Origin of the sequence: Lentzea sp. NPDC005914, assembly GCF_040629405.1 — a bacterium.
Classification (GTDB): Bacteria; Actinomycetota; Actinomycetes; order Mycobacteriales; family Pseudonocardiaceae; genus Lentzea.
This window is the reverse complement of the sequence record NZ_JBEXVQ010000019.1, coordinates 51556-69389: the sequence shown is the minus strand read 5'-3', so window position 1 is coordinate 69389 and position 17834 is coordinate 51556. Positions and strand designations below refer to the sequence as shown.

General features: G+C 68.1%; 14 protein-coding genes. 6 read left to right on the top strand and 8 right to left on the bottom strand.

Features of this window, described 5'->3' with window-relative positions; genetic code table 11:
• The gene (gene treS / locus ABZ345_RS26130) at positions 1 to 1809 is read right to left on the bottom strand and encodes a maltose alpha-D-glucosyltransferase (RefSeq protein WP_359853833.1); all 1809 of its coding nucleotides are present in this window, start codon (positions 1807 to 1809) and stop codon (positions 1 to 3) included.
• 48 nt (positions 1810 to 1857) lie between these two features.
• On the bottom strand, positions 1858 to 3834 hold the full coding sequence (locus ABZ345_RS26125; RefSeq protein WP_359854159.1) for an alpha-1,4-glucan--maltose-1-phosphate maltosyltransferase: 1977 nt from the start codon (positions 3832 to 3834) through the stop codon (positions 1858 to 1860).
• Between the two features lie 239 nt (positions 3835 to 4073).
• Here ABZ345_RS26125 and ABZ345_RS26120 point away from each other — a divergent pair, with 239 nt between their 5' ends.
• Positions 4074 to 5618, top strand: coding sequence for a protein kinase (locus ABZ345_RS26120; protein ID WP_359853831.1), 1545 nt, complete (start codon positions 4074 to 4076; stop codon positions 5616 to 5618).
• Here ABZ345_RS26120 and ABZ345_RS26115 read toward each other — a convergent pair.
• Positions 5596 to 5946 carry an Imm1 family immunity protein gene (locus ABZ345_RS26115; RefSeq protein ID WP_359853828.1) on the bottom strand — a complete coding sequence of 117 codons (351 nt, stop codon included), beginning with the start codon at positions 5944 to 5946 and terminating at the stop codon, positions 5596 to 5598. The genes ABZ345_RS26120 and ABZ345_RS26115 overlap by 23 nt on opposite strands.
• 116 nt (positions 5947 to 6062) lie before the next feature.
• Here ABZ345_RS26115 and glgP point away from each other — a divergent pair, with 116 nt between their 5' ends.
• The 3 genes from glgP (at position 6063) to ABZ345_RS26100 (ending at position 10065) form a co-directional block, all read left to right on the top strand.
• Complete coding sequence (glgP, locus tag ABZ345_RS26110) at positions 6063 to 8651, top strand: alpha-glucan family phosphorylase (protein ID WP_359853825.1); 2589 nt, start codon at positions 6063 to 6065, stop codon at positions 8649 to 8651.
• A 300-nt stretch (positions 8652 to 8951) separates the two neighbouring features.
• A complete protein-coding gene (locus ABZ345_RS26105) occupies positions 8952 to 9500 on the top strand; it encodes a hypothetical protein (RefSeq protein ID WP_359853823.1) in 549 nt (182 codons plus the stop codon).
• A 241-nt stretch (positions 9501 to 9741) separates the two neighbouring features.
• Positions 9742 to 10065: a hypothetical protein gene (locus ABZ345_RS26100; protein ID WP_359853820.1), complete on the top strand. Its 324-nt coding sequence runs from the start codon at positions 9742 to 9744 to the stop codon at positions 10063 to 10065.
• A gap of 26 nt (positions 10066 to 10091) precedes the next feature.
• Here the strand turns inward: ABZ345_RS26100 and ABZ345_RS26095 are convergent, their stop codons facing one another.
• Genes ABZ345_RS26095 through ABZ345_RS26085 form a run of 3 tightly spaced genes read right to left on the bottom strand, consistent with a single transcriptional unit; the run spans position 10092 to position 12251 of the window.
• Positions 10092 to 11213 (bottom strand): hypothetical protein, encoded by a 1122-nt coding sequence (locus tag ABZ345_RS26095; protein WP_359853817.1) that lies wholly within the window; start codon positions 11211 to 11213, stop codon positions 10092 to 10094.
• Positions 11214 to 11265: 52 nt separating this feature from the next.
• The gene (locus tag ABZ345_RS26090) at positions 11266 to 11655 is read right to left on the bottom strand and encodes a rhodanese-like domain-containing protein (protein ID WP_359853815.1); all 390 of its coding nucleotides are present in this window, start codon (positions 11653 to 11655) and stop codon (positions 11266 to 11268) included.
• Complete coding sequence (locus ABZ345_RS26085; protein WP_359853812.1) at positions 11652 to 12251, bottom strand: cysteine dioxygenase family protein; 600 nt, start codon at positions 12249 to 12251, stop codon at positions 11652 to 11654. The genes ABZ345_RS26090 and ABZ345_RS26085 overlap by 4 nt, the downstream gene beginning before the upstream one ends.
• 262 nt (positions 12252 to 12513) lie before the next feature.
• On the opposite strand from ABZ345_RS26085, the gene ABZ345_RS26080 reads away from it, so the two are divergent.
• Positions 12514 to 13335: a PIG-L family deacetylase gene (locus ABZ345_RS26080; RefSeq protein WP_359853809.1), complete on the top strand. Its 822-nt coding sequence runs from the start codon at positions 12514 to 12516 to the stop codon at positions 13333 to 13335.
• Here ABZ345_RS26080 and ABZ345_RS26075 read toward each other — a convergent pair.
• A complete protein-coding gene (locus ABZ345_RS26075) occupies positions 13328 to 14509 on the bottom strand; it encodes an L-tyrosine/L-tryptophan isonitrile synthase family protein (RefSeq protein WP_359853806.1) in 1182 nt (393 codons plus the stop codon). The genes ABZ345_RS26080 and ABZ345_RS26075 overlap by 8 nt on opposite strands.
• A gap of 142 nt (positions 14510 to 14651) precedes the next feature.
• On the opposite strand from ABZ345_RS26075, the gene ABZ345_RS26070 reads away from it, so the two are divergent.
• Entirely contained in the window at positions 14652 to 15530 is an 879-nt protein-coding gene (locus ABZ345_RS26070) for a helix-turn-helix domain-containing protein (protein ID WP_359853804.1), read from the top strand.
• Here the strand turns inward: ABZ345_RS26070 and glgX are convergent.
• Positions 15507 to 17621 (bottom strand): glycogen debranching protein GlgX, encoded by a 2115-nt coding sequence (gene glgX / locus ABZ345_RS26065; protein ID WP_359853801.1) that lies wholly within the window; start codon positions 17619 to 17621, stop codon positions 15507 to 15509. The genes ABZ345_RS26070 and glgX overlap by 24 nt on opposite strands.
• Between the last annotated feature and the right edge of the window lie 213 nt (positions 17622 to 17834).

Sequence of the window (17834 nt, the reverse complement as noted above, 5' to 3'; positions counted from 1 at the left end):
TCACCTCGTTTCGCCGTCGTCGCCCGCCTCTACCAGCTGGAACCAGTAGAAACCGTGACCGGGGAGGGTCAGCAGGTACGGGAGTTCCCCGATCGAGGGGAACTTGACACCTCCTGTGAGCTCCAGCGGCGTGTAGTCGCGGTGCTCGGAGAGGTCCAGCTCGACGGGTTGCGGGAAGCGTGACAGGTTGTTCACGCAGAGCACGATGTCCTCGCGGCCGTCCGGGCGCTTCCACAGTCGCTTGTAGGCGAGCACGCTCGGGTTCGAGCCGCCCAGTTCGCTGAAGTCGCCCTCGGCGAACGCGTGGTGCTGCTTGCGCACCTCGATCATCCGGCGCGTCCAGTTGAGCAACGACGAGGTGTTGTTGAGCTGTGCCTCGACGTTGAGGCCCTGGTAGCCGTAGACCGGGTCCATGATCACCGGCAGGTAGATCCGGCCGGGATCGCAGCTCGAGAAGCCCGCGTTGCGGTCGGGCGTCCACTGCATCGGCGTGCGCACGGCGTCGCGGTCCTGCAGCCAGATGTTGTCGCCCATGCCGATCTCGTCGCCGTAGTACAGAACGGGCGAGCCGGGCAGCGACAGCAGCATCGCGGTGAAGAGCTCGTGCTGGTTGCGGTCGTTCTCCAGCAGTGGGGCCAGACGCCTTCTGATGCCGATGTTCGCCTTCATCCGCGGGTCCTTGGCGTACTCCGCGTACATGTAGTCGCGTTCTTCGTCCGTGACCATTTCCAGCGTGAGCTCGTCGTGGTTGCGCAGGAAGATGCCCCACTGGGCGTTCTCGGGGATCGACGGCGTCTGCGCGAGGATCTCCGAGATCGGGAACCGGGACTCGCGCCGCACCGCCATGAAGATGCGCGGCATCAGCGGGAAGTGGAACGCCATGTGGCACTCGTCGCCGCCGATCTCCGGGTCACCGAAGTACTCGACCACGTCCGACGGCCACTGGTTCGCCTCGGCGAGCAGCACCCGGCCGGGGAACTCGTCGTCGACGACCTTGCGGCAGCGCTTGAGGAACTCGTGCGTGCGCGGCAGGTTCTCGCAGTTCGTGCCCTCCTCTTCGAAGAGGTACGGCACGGCGTCCAGGCGGAACCCGTCGATGCCGAGGTCGAGCCAGAACCGCAGGATGTCGAGCATCGCCTCCTGCACTTCCGGGTTCTCGAAGTTGAGGTCCGGCTGGTGGCTGAAGAAGCGGTGCCAGTAGAACTGCCCGCGCACCGGGTCGTACGTCCAGTTCGACGACTCCGTGTCGACGAAGATGATCCGCGCGTCGTTGTAGCGCGAGTCGTCGTCGCTCCACACGTAGTAGTCGCCGTACGGGCCGTCCGGGTTCTGCCGCGACTCCTGGAACCACGGGTGCGCGTCGGAGGTGTGGTTGAGCACGAGGTCGGTGATCACGCGGATCCCGCGCCGGTGCGCCTCCTCCAGCAGGTACACGAAGTCCTCGACGGTGCCGAACTCCGGCAGCACCGCGCGGAAGTCGCTGATGTCGTACCCGCCGTCGCGCAACGGCGAGGCGTAGAACGGCGGCAGCCAGAGGCAGTCGACGCCGAGCCACTCCAGGTAGTCCAGGCGGGAGGCGAGCCCTCTGAGGTCGCCGGTCCCGTCGCCGTTGGAGTCGCTGAACGCGCGGACCAGGACCTCGTAGAAGACGGCGCCCTTGAACCAGTTCGGGTTCGCCGAGGCCGGCTTGGCTGACTTGAAGTCCTCAGCCTGCGGTTCGACCAGGAAGCCCTCGTCGTCGATGGACTCTCCGGTGTGCGGTGTTCCTTCCAACCCGAGCGCAGCGTCGGGACGGGACTCGTCGACCATGATGCCCACCTCGTCGGGGGTTGTGCGTTGAGCGTGCTGAAACGTGCCCTAGGAAAATCGACGTTGAAGGCTCACGACGTGCGCGGTGGCGCGCCATGGTTCGAGCCGGACGTAGTTGGCCTGGCCCCAGTCCCAGGTCTCGCCGGTGACCTCGTCGTGTGCGATCAGCCGCTCGTGCCAGTCGAAACCGAGCCCGGGCAGGTCGAGGTACAGCGTCCCCTCCTGCGCGCCGTTCGGGTCGAGGCTCACGACCACGACGACCGTGTCGCCCGTCTCCGGGTCTCGCTTGGAGAAGGCGACCAACGCGTCGTTCTCGATGTGCTGGAACTTCAGCGTGCGCATCTGCTGGAGCGCGGGGTGCGCCTTGCGGATGTGGTTGAGCTTGCGCAGCCACGGTTCCAGCGACCGCCCGTCCGCCAGCGCACGGGCGTAGTCGCGTGGCCGCAGCTGGTACTTCTCGGAGTTGAGGTACTCCTCGCTGCCCGGCTTCACCGCTTCGTGCTCGAACAGCTCGTAGCCGCTGTACACGCCCCACGACGGTGAGATCGTGGCGGCGAGAGCAGCCCGCAGAGCGAACATTCCGGGGCCGCCGTGCTGCAGCGACTCGTGCAGGATGTCCGGCGTGTTCACGAAGAGGTTCGGCCGCGCCTCGTCCCAGTGGTCGCGGAGGTCCTCGCCGAACTCGATCAGCTCCTGCTTGCTCGTCCGCCACGTGAAGTACGTGTAGGACTGCGTGAAGCCGAGCTTGGCGAGACCGTAGAGCCGCGCGGGACGGGTGAAGGCCTCGGACAGGAACAGCGTGTCCGGGTAGACCTCCTTGACCTTCCAGATCAGCCACTGCCAGAAGTCCGGTGGCTTGGTGTGCGGGTTGTCGACCCGGAAGATCCGCACCCCGTGCTCGGCCCAGTGCAGCATCACCCGGAGCACCTCGTGGTAGAGGCCCTGCGGGTCGAGGTCGAAGTTGATCGGGTAGATGTCCTGGTACTTCTTGGGCGGGTTCTCCGCGTACGCGATCGTGCCGTCGGGCCGGGTGGTGAACCACTCCGGGTGCTTGAGCACCCACGGGTGGTCCGGCGCGCACTGCAGCGCGAAGTCCAGCGCCACTTCCAGGCCGAGGTCCTTCGCGCGTTCGACGAGCGCGTCGAAGTCTTCGAGCGTGCCGAGCTCCGGCGCGATGGCGTCGTGCCCGCCCTCGTCCGCTCCGATGGCCCACGGCGAACCGCAGTCCTGAGGGCCCGCGACGAGCGTGTTGTTGGGGCCCTTCCGGTTCACGCGTCCCACCGGGTGGATAGGTGGGAAGTAGACGACGTCGAAGCCCATCGCCGCGACGCGGTCGAGCTCCTTGGTCGCCGTGGCGAACGTGCCGTGCACCGCCTGGCCGGTCTCGTCGATCCCGCCCGTGCTGCGCGGGAAGAACTCGTACCAGGAGCCGAACGCGGCCTTGGTCCGGTCGCACCAGATCTTGTGGGTCTTGCCCTTGGTCAGCAGCTCGCGCACCGGGTACTCGAACATGATCCGCTGCACGTCGTCGGCGAAGGCCGGCGCGACGCGTTCGTTCAGCGGCCGGTCCTCGTCGCGAAGTGCTTGCGCCGCGGACGTGAGAAGTGCTCGCTCCTGCCTGCGATCGGGGCGACGTGCCACCCGATCGAGTAGCAGTGCGCCGAGTTCAAGATCGTTTGCGAGATCGCCGGGACCCTGCCCCGCCGCGATCTTCACCTCAACGGCGTGGTTCCAGGTGCCCCAGGGGTCACTCCACGCATCCACTCGAAAGGTCCACGCGCCTTCGGAGTCGGGAACGACCGTCGCTCCCCAGCGATCGAGGCCGATTCCGACCTCGTGCATTCTCGTCTGGCGGGCGACTCGGTCGTTCGGTCCGCGCCACGTCACTGTCGCCGCGAGCTTGTCGTGCCCCTCGCGCCACACCGTGGCCTGAACCGGAATGTGTTCTCCCACAACGGCTTTGGCTGGATATCTACCAGCCGAAACCACCGGGGATACGTCGTCGATACCGAGTCGTCCACTCATCGGCAGCGCCTTTCCGCCGTGTAGCTCCGCGTCGCTGGTAATCCTGCCTTGCTCGATCAAGCGGCCTGTCAGCGGGTTACCCCATCTAGATCCGTACCCCGCCGTTGTCGATCGCACACCTTGAGCACTGTTCGTGTCCAGGGTCACTGGGCATCATGTGTCCGCCTCATGTTCTCTCCAGTGGACCTTTCCCGGGCATCTCACATCGTTACGAGGGTGCTACGGGTACCGTCCCGCGCGTGAACAAGCTTGGCGACCGCTACGTCCTGCTCGACCAGCTCGGTGCCGGTGCGATGGGCGTCGTGTGGCGTGCGCGCGACGAGCTCCTGCACCGGGACGTCGCGGTCAAGCAGATGTTGCTCAAGGACGTGCAGCCGCACGAGGCGCACGAGGCCGTCCAGCGTGCGATGAGGGAAGGGCGCATCGCCGCCCGCCTGCAGCACCCGCACGCGATCGCCGTGTACGACGTCGTGCTCGACAACGGCAAGCCGTGCCTGGTCATGGAATACATGCCGTCCAAGAACGTGTCCATGATCCTGGACGAGCGCGGGCCGATGCCGCCGGTCGAGGCCGCCCGCATCGGGTCGCTCGCCGCGGCCGCGCTGGCCGCCGCGCACGACGCGGGCATCGTGCACCGCGACATCAAGCCCGGAAACGTCCTCATTGGACGCGACGGCAACGTCAAGATCACCGACTTCGGCATCTCGCGCGCACTGGGCGACGTCGCGGTGACCAAGACCGGCATGCTCGCCGGCACGCCCGCGTACCTCGCGCCGGAGCTGGCCCGCGGTGCCGAGCCCGCGCCGCCGTCGGACGTGTTCTCGCTCGGCGCGACGATCTACGCGATGACCGAGGGCGAGCCTCCGTTCGGCAAGAGCACCAACGACCTCGGTCTGCTCTACAAGGTCGCGCGGGGAGAGACCCGCCCGCCGATGCGTTCGGGCCCCCTCACGCCTCTGCTCGTGCGCCTGCTGGCCAACGAGCCGTCGCAGCGGCCCACCGCGGCGCAGGCGGCCGAGGAGCTGAAGGCGATCGCGGCCGGGGTTCCGGTTCCGGCCACCACCGTGATCCCTCAGCGCCCGATGTCGCCGCCGTCCGGTACCGCCGTGATGCCGGCCTCGGGTCCGGGCACCCAAGCCCCGCGCACGATGCCTCCGCAGCCGCCGCGCACCCGTCCGCCCGCGCCCCTGGCCGAGCCCGAGCCGGAGCCGAAGAAGGGCCGGGGCCTCGCGGTCGCCGCCTCGATCCTCGCGGTGCTGCTCATCGCGGGCGTGGCCTACGCGATCGTCCAGAGCCAGGGCGACAAGAAGGACACCGGGGCGGGACCCACCAATTCGGCCTCGTACACGCCCTCGCTGACCCAGCCGCCCCCCAGCGCGACCAAGGACACGCCGACGAAGACCAGCGAGAAGCCGACGTCCCAGACCTACCAGAGCAAGCCGACCTCGGCGCCACCCGCCACCAAGTTCACCAAGGCCCAGGTCGTCCAGTTCGTGCAGCGCTACTACGCGAAGCTGCCGCAGAACGCCGCGGAGACCCTCGACGACTGGGACCCGGAGAAGGCCCCGAGCGAGAACTCCGTGAAGGAGTACTGGGGCGGCTACACCAAGGTCGCGATCAAGGGTTCCCCGCTGGTCACGGCGTCGGACGACGGTACCTTCCAGGTCACGACCGCCCTGCAGCTCACCGAGGCGGAGACCAGCAAGACCAGCACCGAGGAGTCCACGCTCAAGATCTCCGGCAAGGGCGAGAAGCTGCTCATCATCGACGAGAACCGGCCCTGAACGGCGCCCACCCGACGTCGCTCGTGAGGTCACCGTGCTCGACGAACCGCTCCAGGACGCCCAGGATCACCTCGATGGGGTGCTCGCAGCCCGCGGGGAAGTCCTCAGTGGTCCATTCGTCCGTTTCGTAGGCGACGGGCTCCTCGTTCGTCCCGCCGGTGGTGATCCACTCGGCGCCGTCCGTCCACAGTGCGAACCCCACGCCGGGCCCGAGGCCGAGCGTCAGCGTCACCTCGCCCCGCGTGTACGACCAACATTCACGTTTGGCGGAACGGTCGGTCGCACGAGTGTGGACGTACATGAGGAACTCGCGGGCCAACTCGGACATGAAACCAGTATCGGCTGTTCACGGGCGGTCCTCGTCTTGACCGGTTCTGCAAGTCGTTGCAGGTGTGACCGGGAACGTTGTCAGGCACTCAGGGGTGGCAGGTAAGTTCGCTCGTCATGCGAGCACTTCGCCGGTTCACCGTCCGAGCCAGCCTGCCGGAGCCCCTGTCCGCGCTGAGCACGCTCGCCACCAACCTGCGCTGGACGTGGCATCCGCCCACGCAGGAACTCTTCGCCTCGGTCGACCCCCGCGTCTGGTCCGAGGTGGGTGGCGACCCGTTGCGCCTGCTCTCCGTCGTCGACGCGGGGAAGCTGGAGTCACTCGCGAGAGACGAGCAGTTCCTGCTCAAGCTCCACGCGCTCGCGTCCGACCTGGAGCGGTACGTCCAGGGGCCGCGCTGGTACCAGCGCAGGCAGGACGAGATCGCGCAGCGCCGCGAGCACGGGGCGCCGGACACGCCGTTGCCCACGAGCGTCGCGTACTTCTCGATGGAGTTCGGCGTGCACGAGGCGTTGCCGAACTACTCCGGCGGCCTCGGCATCCTCGCCGGCGACCACCTCAAGGCGGCCTCCGACCTGGGCGTTCCGCTGATCGCGGTCGGCCTGCTCTACCGGTCGGGCTACTTCCGGCAGTCGCTGTCGCTCGACGGCTGGCAGCAGGAGCACTACCCGTCGCTCGACCCGCGCGGGCTACCGCTCGAGCTGCTCACCGAGCCGTCCGGGCTGCCGTTGCTCGTCCACGTGGCGATGCCGGGCGACCGGATGCTGCGCGCGAAGATCTGGCGGGCGCGGGTCGGCCGGGTGCCGCTGCTGCTGCTCGACTCCGACGTGGAGCAGAACGACGAGGACCTGCGCGGCGTCACCGACCGGCTCTACGGCGGCGACCAGAACCACCGCATCCGCCAGGAGATCCTCGCGGGCATCGGCGGCGTGCGCGCCGTGCGCACGTTCTGCGAGCTCACCGGGCACGCGCAGCCCGAGGTCTTCCACACCAACGAGGGCCACGCGGGCTTCCTCGGCCTCGAGCGGATCCGCGAGTACATCACCAACGACGGTCTCGACTTCGACCAGGCTTTGACGGCCGCGCGCGCCGGTGCCGTGTTCACGACGCACACGCCCGTGCCGGCCGGCATCGACAGGTTCCCGGTCGACCTGGTCCAGCACTACTTCGGCGCCGAGAACCTCGTGCCGGGCGTGAACACCCAGCGCATCCTCGCGCTGGGAGCCGAGGACAACCCCGGCATGTTCAACATGGCCCACATGGGGCTGCGGCTGGCCCAGCGCGCGAACGGTGTGTCCAAACTGCACGGTGAGGTCAGCCGGGACATGTTCCGCGGGCTCTGGCCGGGCTTCGACGCCACCGAGGTGCCGATCGGGTCGGTCACCAACGGCGTGCACGGGCCGACGTGGGCCGCGACCGAGATGAGCAAGCTGCTCGGAGCGTCCGAGGCGGAGTCCCACAACAGCGCGGGACTGGGCATCGGCGCGTTCGAGCCGGTCACCGACGCCGGGCTGTGGGAGCTGCGGTCGACGTTGCGCGGCCGCCTGGTCAACGAGGTGCGCCGCCGGCTGCGCGAGTCGTGGCTGCAGCGCGGCGCGTCGGCGTTGGAGCTGGGCTGGACCGACTCGGTGTTCGACCCCGGCGTGCTGACCGTCGGCTTCGCACGGCGCGTGCCGACGTACAAGCGCCTCACGCTGATGCTGCGCGACCCGGAGCGGCTGAGGAACCTCCTCCTGCACCCCGAACGGCCCGTGCAGCTCGTCGTGGCGGGCAAGTCGCACCCGGCCGACGACGGCGGCAAGGCGCTGATCCAGCAGATCGTGCGCTACGCCGACGACGTGGGCGTGCGGCACCGGATCGTGTTCCTGCCCGACTACGACATGTCGATGGCCCGGTACCTGTACTGGGGCTGCGACGTGTGGCTGAACAACCCGATGCGCCCGCTCGAGGCGTGCGGGACGTCCGGCATGAAGGCCGCGTTGAACGGCGGCCTCAACCTGTCCATTCGCGACGGTTGGTGGGACGAGCTCTACGACGGGTCGAACGGCTGGGCCATCCCGACCGCGGACGGCGTCAACGACCCGATCCGCCGCGACGACCTCGAGGCCAACGCCCTGTACGAGCTGCTGGGCTCGCAGGTCGCGCCGCTGTTCTACGACCGCGGCGAGGACGGCGTGCCGACCCGCTGGATGTCGATGGTCCGGCACACGCTGGCCTCGCTCGGGCCGGTGGTGCAGGCCTCGCGCATGGTCCGCGAGTACGTGGAGACCTACTACGCCCCGGCCGCCGCGTCCGCGCAGAACGTCGTCGGCGAGGGCTACCGGGGCGCCAAGGAGCTGTCCGCGTACCGGCACCGGCTGCGCGCGTCGTGGACGCGGGTGCGGGTGCTCGACAGCGACCTGGTGCTCGGCGGTTCGTCCGTGCCGGTGCTGGGTTCGCCGGTCATCGTGCGGGCACGGGTGGAGCTGGCCGGGCTGGAGCCGTCCGAAGTGGACGTTCAGGTCGTGCTCGGCAAGGTGTCCAACGACTCCGACGAGCTGAAGGACATCGTCTCCGCGCCGATGAACTACGCGGGCAACGGCAACTACGAGGCAGAGGTGCCGCTGCCGCACGCCGGGGCGCTCGGCTACACCGTGCGCGTGCTGCCGCGGCACGCCTTGCTGGCGACGTCTGCGGAACTCGGCAGGGTCGTTCTGGCCAGCTGACTCGACACGAGATCAACACAGGGCATCCAGTTCGCCTTCAAACGGCGGGCTGGATGCCCTGATGTGTCCGTCTTCTTTGTTTCCTGTTCACTGCTCGTGACCTGGCTCAGGCGCGTGCACGATTCAGGGCCTTCGCTCAATCGAATGAGTACTTTTTCGAGTGGGTGAATTCCCGATCTCCGCTGGTAGGGGTCGGTGTGCGGGCATACTCTCTCTCACATGGAATGAACCGCACCAGAATTCCTTGAAGGCATTTCCGGCGCGGCTCCAGCGAATTGCGCATTGAGGAAGAAGGTAGCCGTGAAGAAAACGATTACCGCACTCTCGCTCGTCGCAGCTCTGTTCACCGCTTCATCGATCCCGGCTGCCAGTGCGACGCCCGCCGCGCCAGAACTCCCAGCCGCCTGCGCCGCGATCGTGACCGACCTCGCCGGGAAGCTCACGAAAGTCGTCAGCAGTCTGTTGCCACTTCCGAACGTCGGTGCGGTGACACCGTTGATCGGTGACCTGCTCGGCCTGGTGACCGCGTTGCAGAGTTCCGGTTGTCTGCCCGCGTTGCCGACCAGTGGGCTGCCGGTGCCGGTTCCGGTGAAGGGCGTCGCCGCCTATGCCGGTCCCGTCGACCAGTGCCTGCCGGTCGTGATGAACCTGATCTCGACCATCGCGGGTCTCGGCGGCACGATCCTGGGCGCCGCCAGTGGTGGTCTGCCCGACGTCGGAAAGATCACCGGGATCCTGACGACGCTGCTGAAGACCGTCACCGAGCTGCTGAGCAAGTGCGGCCTGCCGACTCCGCCCGGTGGCCTGCCCGCGCTGCCCGGCCTGCCGCTGCCGGTCCAGAACAGCTGATCCCAGCGCGGGGTGGGAAAGGGCCCGTCACCGATCTCGGTGACGGGCCCTTTCCCTGTGTGCATTCCGTAGTATTCCGTGCACTGCGGAATATTCGTGACGACCTGCGCGGTCACCCATTTGCCGCAGCTCAAGTGCTTTTCGGAATTGCACACAATGGTGCGACCGATTCGGTTCTGCTCGGATGATGTGGTTAACCTGCGATTGCTCGATCCGCTGCTCGCAGAACGGAAAACCGCAGATGATCAAGAAAGCAATCGTCCTCGGAGTCGCAGTCGCAGGCATGGGCCTGTTCGCGGCCACGGCACAGGCCGCTCCCATCCAGAGCAGGGATGTGCTGGACACGCGGCTGGTGGGGCCGATCACGGTCACCGCGCTGTCGCACAACCCGTGGACCTCCGGCAACGGCAACGTCACCGGATCGGGCAACATCGGAGGCAATGGCAACAACGTCGGAAACAACAACAACGGAGGTAACGGCAACAGCAACGGTGGCGGCGGCAACAACGTCGGCGCCGGAAACTCGGGCGGGAACGGGAACAATTCGCCCGGTTTCCCCGGCTGATCTCCTCGTACCCCTCCAGCGAGGGGTTAGTTGATCTCCAGACGGGCGCGGGTCGCCGCCACCCGCGGACTCCAGCCCGCGAGCTCGTGCGCTTCGGCCGCGAGTTCGCGGGCCTTCGCGTTGTTGCCGTCCGCCATCCACGCCCGCGCCATCGTGATCAGGTCGTCGGCCCGTCCCAGCGCGGTCTCGCTGCTCTCGGCGGCCCACCCCGCGAGCTGCCTGGCTTTCGCGGTGTCGCCCTCGATCAACGCCATGACCGCGAGCGTCCCGTTGGCCCGGTACTTCGGATACCCGGCCTCGTAGGCGTTGCCGAGCATGCTGCGAGCCGTCTCCAGCCCCACCTCGGCCGGGAACTGCCCGGCCTCCACCGCCTGCACCGCGACCCCGGCCGTGGTGGCCATGACGAACGCCAGCTCGCGCGTGCCGAGGTCGGGCCGCCCGTTCAGCCCGATCACGGTCTGCAGCGCGTCCAGGTACTTCTCGCGAGCGCACGCCGTCACGACCTTGAGCCCGATCACGGTCAGCAGGTCGGGGTGGTCCCGCACCACCTCGTGGTAGATCCGCTCGGCCTCGTCGAGGTCGCCGCGGTGGTAGGCGTCCATGCCGGCCAGCACTCGCGGTCGTGCCTCGAGTTCGCCCAGCCGGCGTCCGGTGAGCCTCGGCAGCGTGAACACGAACCAGCCGAGGCTGGTGTTGCCGGGCCGCTCGGACGGCACGAGCAGCAGGAGGAAGCACGCCGTGGCGGCCGGCGCCAGGCCCTTGCCGAACGCCGAGCCGGTCGCGAGCCACGTGGCCGCCGCGACCGCCGCGCAGAGGACGATCGAGAACGCTCCGGTCAGGACGGTCCGCCTGCGCACACCCGGCTTCAGCCCGGTGATGCCGATCGTGGCCAGCACGGGGAGGGCGCGCAGCACGATCCGCCGGTGCGGCGTGGTCCACGACTTGAGCTCGCCGCCGACGCCGATGATCACGTGCGTGATGCGGAGTCCGAAGAGGACGGCGCCGAGTGCCAGACCCGCCTGCATCACCGCGAGTTCGAGCAGCAGGCCGGCCAGGTTTCCGGCCAGGCCGGGCAGGGAGTCGGGGAAGGTCCAGGCGATCGTGCCGACCACCACCAGGGCCACCACGACCCAGCGCACAACTGTCACGGTCTCCAGACGCTACCGGCGTGACAGCGGTTCCACGTCCGGATCAGTCCGATCAGACGACGGCTTGGGAGCCGCCCTCCCTGATCGGCAGCCCGGCCGCACGCCAGCCCCGGTAGCCGCCGACGAGATCGGTGGCGTTGGCGAGCCCGATCCGTTGCAGATCGCGAGCGGCCAGCGACGACGCCCAGCCCTCGTTGCACACCACCACGACCGTCGTGTCCGCGGTGAAACCGGGCAACCGCCAGTCGCCGGACGGGTCGAGCCGCCACTCCAGGACGATCCGCTCGACCACGACCGAGTTCTCGATCTCGCCCTCGGCGAGCCGGTTGTGGATCGGCCGGATGTCGACGACCAGGGCGTCCTCCAGCTGGTGCAGCTCGTGCGGTTCGAGGCGCTTCAGGTGTGACCGCGCGTCCTCGAGGATGGTGTCGACGGTGCTCACGGGCCCTCCTGGTCGGCCAGTTGACGCAGTTCGGACAGGGGAAGGCGCTGTGCGGGCAGCGGCGGGATCGAGTCGGGGATGTCGTGCAGCGAGGCGTACTCGCGGGTCGGCACCAGCGGTGGCGAGTAGGCGTGCACGGTCGCGGCGGGCGCGTCGAACGGGTTCGTGACCTGGTGCGCCCGGCCGGAGCCGAAGCCCAGCGCGTCGCCGGTGTGGCGGGTCGCCGACCGGATCGGCCCCGCCGGGTAGCGGTAGTCCTCGTGCAGCGTGCCGGTCAGCACCGTGAACGACCCGGCCGAGCCGCCGTGGTCGTGCGGCTCGGTGCCCTGGCCGGGCAGCCACGACAGCAGCCACAGCTCGACTCCCTCGGTCAGGCCGAGGCGCGCCCACCAGCGGCGTTCGGTCGAGTAGTCGAGGATCGAGAGCAGGCCGGTGGTGAGCTCGGCTGCCACGAAAGACGTCAGGTCGCGCAGTTCACGTGGCGTCCACAGAGATCGGGACGGGTGGATCACGTCGCGCAGCAGCTGGCTTTCCAGCGCCGGGTGCAGGTCGAATTGATCATGGCCGGAAATGTTTCCGGCATACGCCGAAGTCACGCACTCGCTCCTGAAGGCCGCGTCGGTACGGGGTAGCGATCAAGACGCGACGCAGGGCGCTTGTGTCAGCGCGTGCGTCGCGTCGAGCTACACCCGCACGACGCCACGAGCACGAGGTCGATCGTGCGGTCGGTCCAGCAGTAGACGACCACACCGGGGATGTTGCCAGACGTTCGCCGAGGGTGGCTAGAGCGTCCACAACGTGGTCTGTGGTCTTCACCAAAGATTGCGAACGGTTGGCCCCGAACCGTATGCACTGGGGATGGAGCTAAGTCGCCGCAAGGCGCTCGCACTCGGAGCCGCCGCCGCTCTGCTGCCCACGGGCACCGCGCGGGCCTCCGCGCCACCCGCGATCTTCTACTCACCGCACCAGGACGACGAGTCGCTCGCGATGGCGGGCTCGATGCGCGAGCACGTGGAGGCCGGCCGTCAGGTCGTCCTCGTGCTGCTCACCCGCGGCGAGAACGGCGGGCTGCTGGACATCATGAACGGCGACGCCGACTGTCCACTCGGGCAGGAATGCCCCGGCGGTGGTGCGCACAGGTTCGGTCTCGTGCAGGACGACATCGTCCGCGGGCGCACCGCCGAGTTCACCGCCGCCGCCCGTCGTATCGGCGTCTCCCGGGTGGTGGTGCGGGACCGGCCGGACTCCGCGTGGACCGACTACGCCGGGTTCGTGCGGGAGGTCCGCGACACGATCCTGGAGTTCGAGGCCCGGTATCCGGGTGCTTCGCACAAGCTGGTCAACGGCTACCGCGACGTCGTCTACGGGTGGGATCCCGCCGAGCCGAACCTCACGCACAAGGCGTGCCGTGAGGCGGCTTCAGGGCTCGAAGGTCAGATCGCGGACTTCCGCTACTACTGGGTCTACGGCTACACCTACCCGCTCGAACAGCGCACCGCCGACTACGTGCTTCCGTTGTCGGACAAGCAGTTCGCGCGCAAGCGGCAGGCGTTGGCCGAGTACTCCCGCTGGGACCCGAAGCACGGCAGGTACGCGCTCGGGTACCACAGCGTCGGCAAGCTCATGATCGACCCGGCGGCGGCGGATCCGCACGAGTACATCGATCTTCCCTCTAGCTGACTTCCCGGTAGTAGTAAGGGAACGGGTCGTTCGGGAGGTGCACCGGGATCGCGCCGCGCAGCTTGGCGTCGAGCTCGGTGCGCACCCGCCACTGGCCGTTCGGCTTCAGCACGGCCACGCCCTGCCACGGGAAGACGTTCGTGAACTTGTTGACCAGGTGGAAGCCCCACTGGCCGGGCTTCGGGTGGACGGTGCCGCGGATCGACTGCGGGTAGAAGCGCGGCACCATGTTCATGATCTTCAACGTGTAGAGCGTCAGCGTGAACCGGAGTGCGTACTCGTCGGCGCGCTTCAGGATGTGGTCGCCCACCGCGCGCATCTCTTCCGCGGCCTCGGCAACGTCCTCACCGGCGACCGTGCGCGAGAGCACCTGACTGAGCAGATGCACGGCCTCGGCGTGTGTGTTCATGTTCGCCGTGAGGTTGCGGACGAGGTACGTGCGGTGTGCGTCGTCGGTGTTGTCCTCCCACCACTTGCGTACCTTCGGTTCGAGCCGGGTCTTCACGTCGTCGAACTCGTCCTGCACCGACGCCACGACGTCGTCCAGCATGTCGACCATCGTGATCGTCTTCTCGGCGTCGAGGTCGCGGATCATCTGCTCGGCGTCGGCCCGGTAGCAGCGCGCCTCGTGGTCGCTGACGCCGAACAACGGGCCGTAGATCATGCCGTCGCTGATCACGTGCATGACCGCGCCCGGCTCGTGCACGAGGCTGATCGCGTGGCTCAGCTCGATCAGCCGCTGCAGGTTGAGCAGTTCGGCCATGTCGGGGGAGCGGCGCCGGACCTTCACCGGGTTCGGGATCTTGAACGGGTACGACGGCAGCGTCACCGGGATCGGCGTGCCCTGCTCGACGTGCAGGCGCAGGGTGTCCTGCCACAGCTCCCAGTTCTCGGTGAACCTGGTCTTCTCGACGCTGCCCGCCCGGTAGCGCCCGCACGCCATGATCTCGAAGATCCGCCGCGCCGGGTCGTCGATCCGGTTCAGCTTCGGGCGGATCTTGCCGACGAACGCCTCAGCCTCGGCCAGTGCGGTCGCCCGAAGCGCCCTGTGGTCGATCGACTCGACGACCTCCGGCTCGGGCTCGGTCACCCCGAGTGCCGCCACGCCGCCGCGCACCGGTTCCGTCGGGCTGAGCATCACGAACCACGGATCCACTGTTTCCACGTCGAGCACGGCAGGGCTCCCTCGCAGTTGGCGACAAGCGAATGCGGCGCGCAGTTCGTTGTTATTCTCGGCAGAGTTCTCCGCTGCCGCCAAGAGGCGAAAATCGCCACCTGGGGGAGGAATCCGGCCAATGCACAGAGTTGTTGTGTTCGTGTCCGAAGGCGTGGTGCTGCTCGATCTCGGGATGGTGTCCAGCGCATTCGAGGACGACCTGAGTGAGGGTGCTACTCGGTACCAATTGAGATATGCCAGCCTCAACGGGAACAGTGCGCGCACGTCACATCGACTGCGCATTGAGATGCACGGTGGACTCGAATTGCTGCGCTATGCGGACACCGTTGTGGTGCCCGCCTTCACCAGCGTCAACCGTTCCGTCACGCCTGCGGTGTTCGATGCTTTGCGCGCTGCTCGTGAGGCCGGAGCGCGCCTCGTCGGGCTGCTGACAGGGGCGTTCGTGCTGGCGGAAGCGGGTGTGCTCGACGATGGCGTCGCCGCGGTCAGTGTCGAGTGGTCGGACGTGTTCGCACGCCGGTTTCCGCAGGTCGGCGTGGCTCCCGGAGTGCCTCATGTCGAGTGGGAGGGCGTCTTCACGTCGAGCGACACAGCCGGAACGACCGCCCTGCTGCGGCATCTCACCCGGCGTGACTCGGAGGGCTTACCTGTCCGGACGCTGTCGAACGGAACCGGAAAAAGTGGTGAAACCGATAGCCTGTCCGCGGTTCGGGAATGGATTGTTCACAACCTCGAATCGCCGTTGCCGTTGAGTGAGCTCGCGGCCCGCGCGCGTCTCTCCGAACGCACCCTGATCCGGCGATTCCGGGCCGAGACCGGGCTCTCTCCCGGTCAGTGGGTGCTGGCCCGCCGCATCGACGCAGCGAAGACGTTGCTCGAAACAACGCCGGACACGGTCGACCAGATCGCCCGCACTGTGGGATTCAGCGGTGCGAGCACGTTGCGCGACCATTTCAAGCGGATGACCGGAGTCACACCGGCGAATTACCGGGGATCAGCGCGGCAGGCGGAGCAGTAACAGCGAGCGCGGCTCCAGCGTCAGTTTCGACCTGGGCAGCAGCTCGGCGGGATCGGCCGGGGAGCCGTCCAGTGTCGTCGTGTCGAGGAACGGCTCGTACGACGGCCCGTACCGCTCGTGCGGCAGCGTCACCGTGATCGGGTCCGCCCCGGCGTGCATCAGCAACAGCCACGAGTCGTCCGACACGAGCTCGCCGTCCCGTGTGCGCGACAGGCAGTTCGAGCCGTCGATGAACATGCCGAGCGTCCGGCGCCCCTCGTCGAACCAGTCGGTCTCGGCCATTTCCTGCCCGTCCGGCCGGAACCACATGAGGTCCGGGTTGCCGCTGGGCGTCGTGCGTCCCTCGAAGAACTCGGGCTGCCGCAACGCCGGCGAGCTGGCCCGCAGGTCGATGACCTTCTGCGTGAACCCGAGCAGCGCCTTGCCCGCGTCCGTCTCGGTCCAGTCCATCCACGACACCGGGCCGTCGAGGCAGTAGGGGTTGTTGTTGCCGCCCTGCGTCCGCCACATCTCGTCGCCGGCCACCATCATCGGCGTGCCGGTGGACAGCAGCAGCGTCGCGAGCAGGTTGCGCGCCTGCTTGGCCCTCAGCGTGAGGACCTCGGCGTCCGTCGTCTCCCCTTCGGCCCCGCAGTTCCACGACCGGTTGTCGTTGGTCCCGTCGCGGTTCTCCTCGCCGTTCTCGTCGTTGTGCTTGTCGTTGTAGGACACCAGGTCCCGCAGCGTGAAGCCGTCGTGCGCGGTGATGAAGTTGATCGACTGCCAGGGCCTGCGCAGGTCGTCCGCGTAGAGGTCGCTCGAGCCGCTCAGGCGGTACGCGAGATCGCGCACCGACGTGTGCCCGCGCCAGAAGTCCCTGACCGTGTCGCGATACCGCCCGTTCCACTCGGCCCACTGCATCCCGAAGTCGCCGACGCGGTACCCGTCGCCCGTCGCGTCCCAGGGCTCCGCGATCAACTTGCTGCGGCACAGCACCGGATCGGTGGTGATGGCCGTCAGCAGCGCGCTGTCGCGGTCGAAGAACCCGCCGCCCGGCCGCCCCATCGTCGACGCCAGGTCGAACCGGAACCCGTCCACGCCCATCTCGTCGGCCCAGTACCGCAACGAGTCCGTGACCAGCCGCACGACCTGCGGCGACCCGGCGTCCAGCGTGTTCCCGCACCCGGTGATGTCCACCGTGCTGCCCCCACCCGCGTGCAGGTAGTACCCCGGCGCGTCGTATCCGCGGAAACAGATCGTCGGTCCGTCCGGCCCGCCCTCGCACGTGTGGTTGTAGACCACGTCGATCAACACCTCGATGCCCGCCGCGTGCAGCGCCGCGACCATCGTCCGGAACTCCTGGACCTCTCTGCCCGGCTCGCTCGCGTACGCCGCGTGCGGTGCGCAGTAGCCCAGCGGCGAGTACCCCCAGTAGTTGCCCGAGTTGCGCTGCAGCAGCGACGGCTCGTCCTGGAACGCCTGGACGGGAAGCAGTTCCACGGAGGTGACGCCGAGTCGGGTCAGGTGCTCGATCGCCGCCGGATGCGCCAGCCCGAGGTACGTCCCGCGCTGCTTCTCCGGGATGTCGGGGTGGTTCTTCGTGAAGCCCTTCACGTGCATCTCGTAGATGACCGCCTCTTCGAACGGCACCTCCGGCTTCACCCCGGTGTCCGCGCCGCCCGGCGAGCTCACGACGCCCAGCGGCACCGAGCCGAGCGAGTCGATCGCCGACGGCGGCCCGTGCATCGGGTCGCCCACGTACCCGAGCGAGGCCTTGAGGTCCGTGATCGTGCCGGTGATCTGCCGCGCGTACGGGTCCACCAGGATCTTGGCCGGGTTGCATCGCAGCCCGCGTCCCGTGTCGTACGGCCCGTGCACCCGGAACCCGTACCGCTGGCCCGGCGTGACTCCCGGCACCAGCCCGTGCCACACCCCGAACGTCCGTTCGGTCAGCTCGACCCGTTTCTCGGTGCCGTCGTCGTTGATCAGGCAGACCTCGACCGCGTCGGCGACGTGGGACGTCACCGCGAACCGGACACCGCCTGCCTCGGCGTGTGCCCCCAGCGGGAACGGACGGCCTGCCAGCACCTCGGACTCGGGTCGCGTAGCCATACCTCCGATCTTGGCATCCGATACCGACAAAAAACTTGAGAGTTCACACCGGCGGCGCAGCGCATCTGCTTATCGGATCGCTTCCGCGGTCACGCACGGTCGGCCTGGGCGTGACTCGAACTCCGCCAGGAGACCCCGCCGATCCCCACCCGGACCCCCGTTCGGAAGAATGGAGGCGTGGCGGACGTCGACGTGACAGATCTGGTCGTGCAC

Coding starts and splice junctions, on each gene's coding strand:
- ABZ345_RS26125 (WP_359854159.1), bottom strand. CDS start 3,834: ATGAGTGGACGACTCGGTATCGACGACGTATCCCCGGTGGTTTCGGCT.
- treS (WP_359853833.1), bottom strand. CDS start 1,809: ATGGTCGACGAGTCCCGTCCCGACGCTGCGCTCGGGTTGGAAGGAACA.
- glgP (WP_359853825.1), top strand. CDS start 6,063: ATGCGAGCACTTCGCCGGTTCACCGTCCGAGCCAGCCTGCCGGAGCCC.
- ABZ345_RS26080 (WP_359853809.1), top strand. CDS start 12,514: ATGGAGCTAAGTCGCCGCAAGGCGCTCGCACTCGGAGCCGCCGCCGCT.
- glgX (WP_359853801.1), bottom strand. CDS start 17,621: ATGGCTACGCGACCCGAGTCCGAGGTGCTGGCAGGCCGTCCGTTCCCG.
- ABZ345_RS26115 (WP_359853828.1), bottom strand. CDS start 5,946: ATGTCCGAGTTGGCCCGCGAGTTCCTCATGTACGTCCACACTCGTGCG.
- ABZ345_RS26100 (WP_359853820.1), top strand. CDS start 9,742: ATGATCAAGAAAGCAATCGTCCTCGGAGTCGCAGTCGCAGGCATGGGC.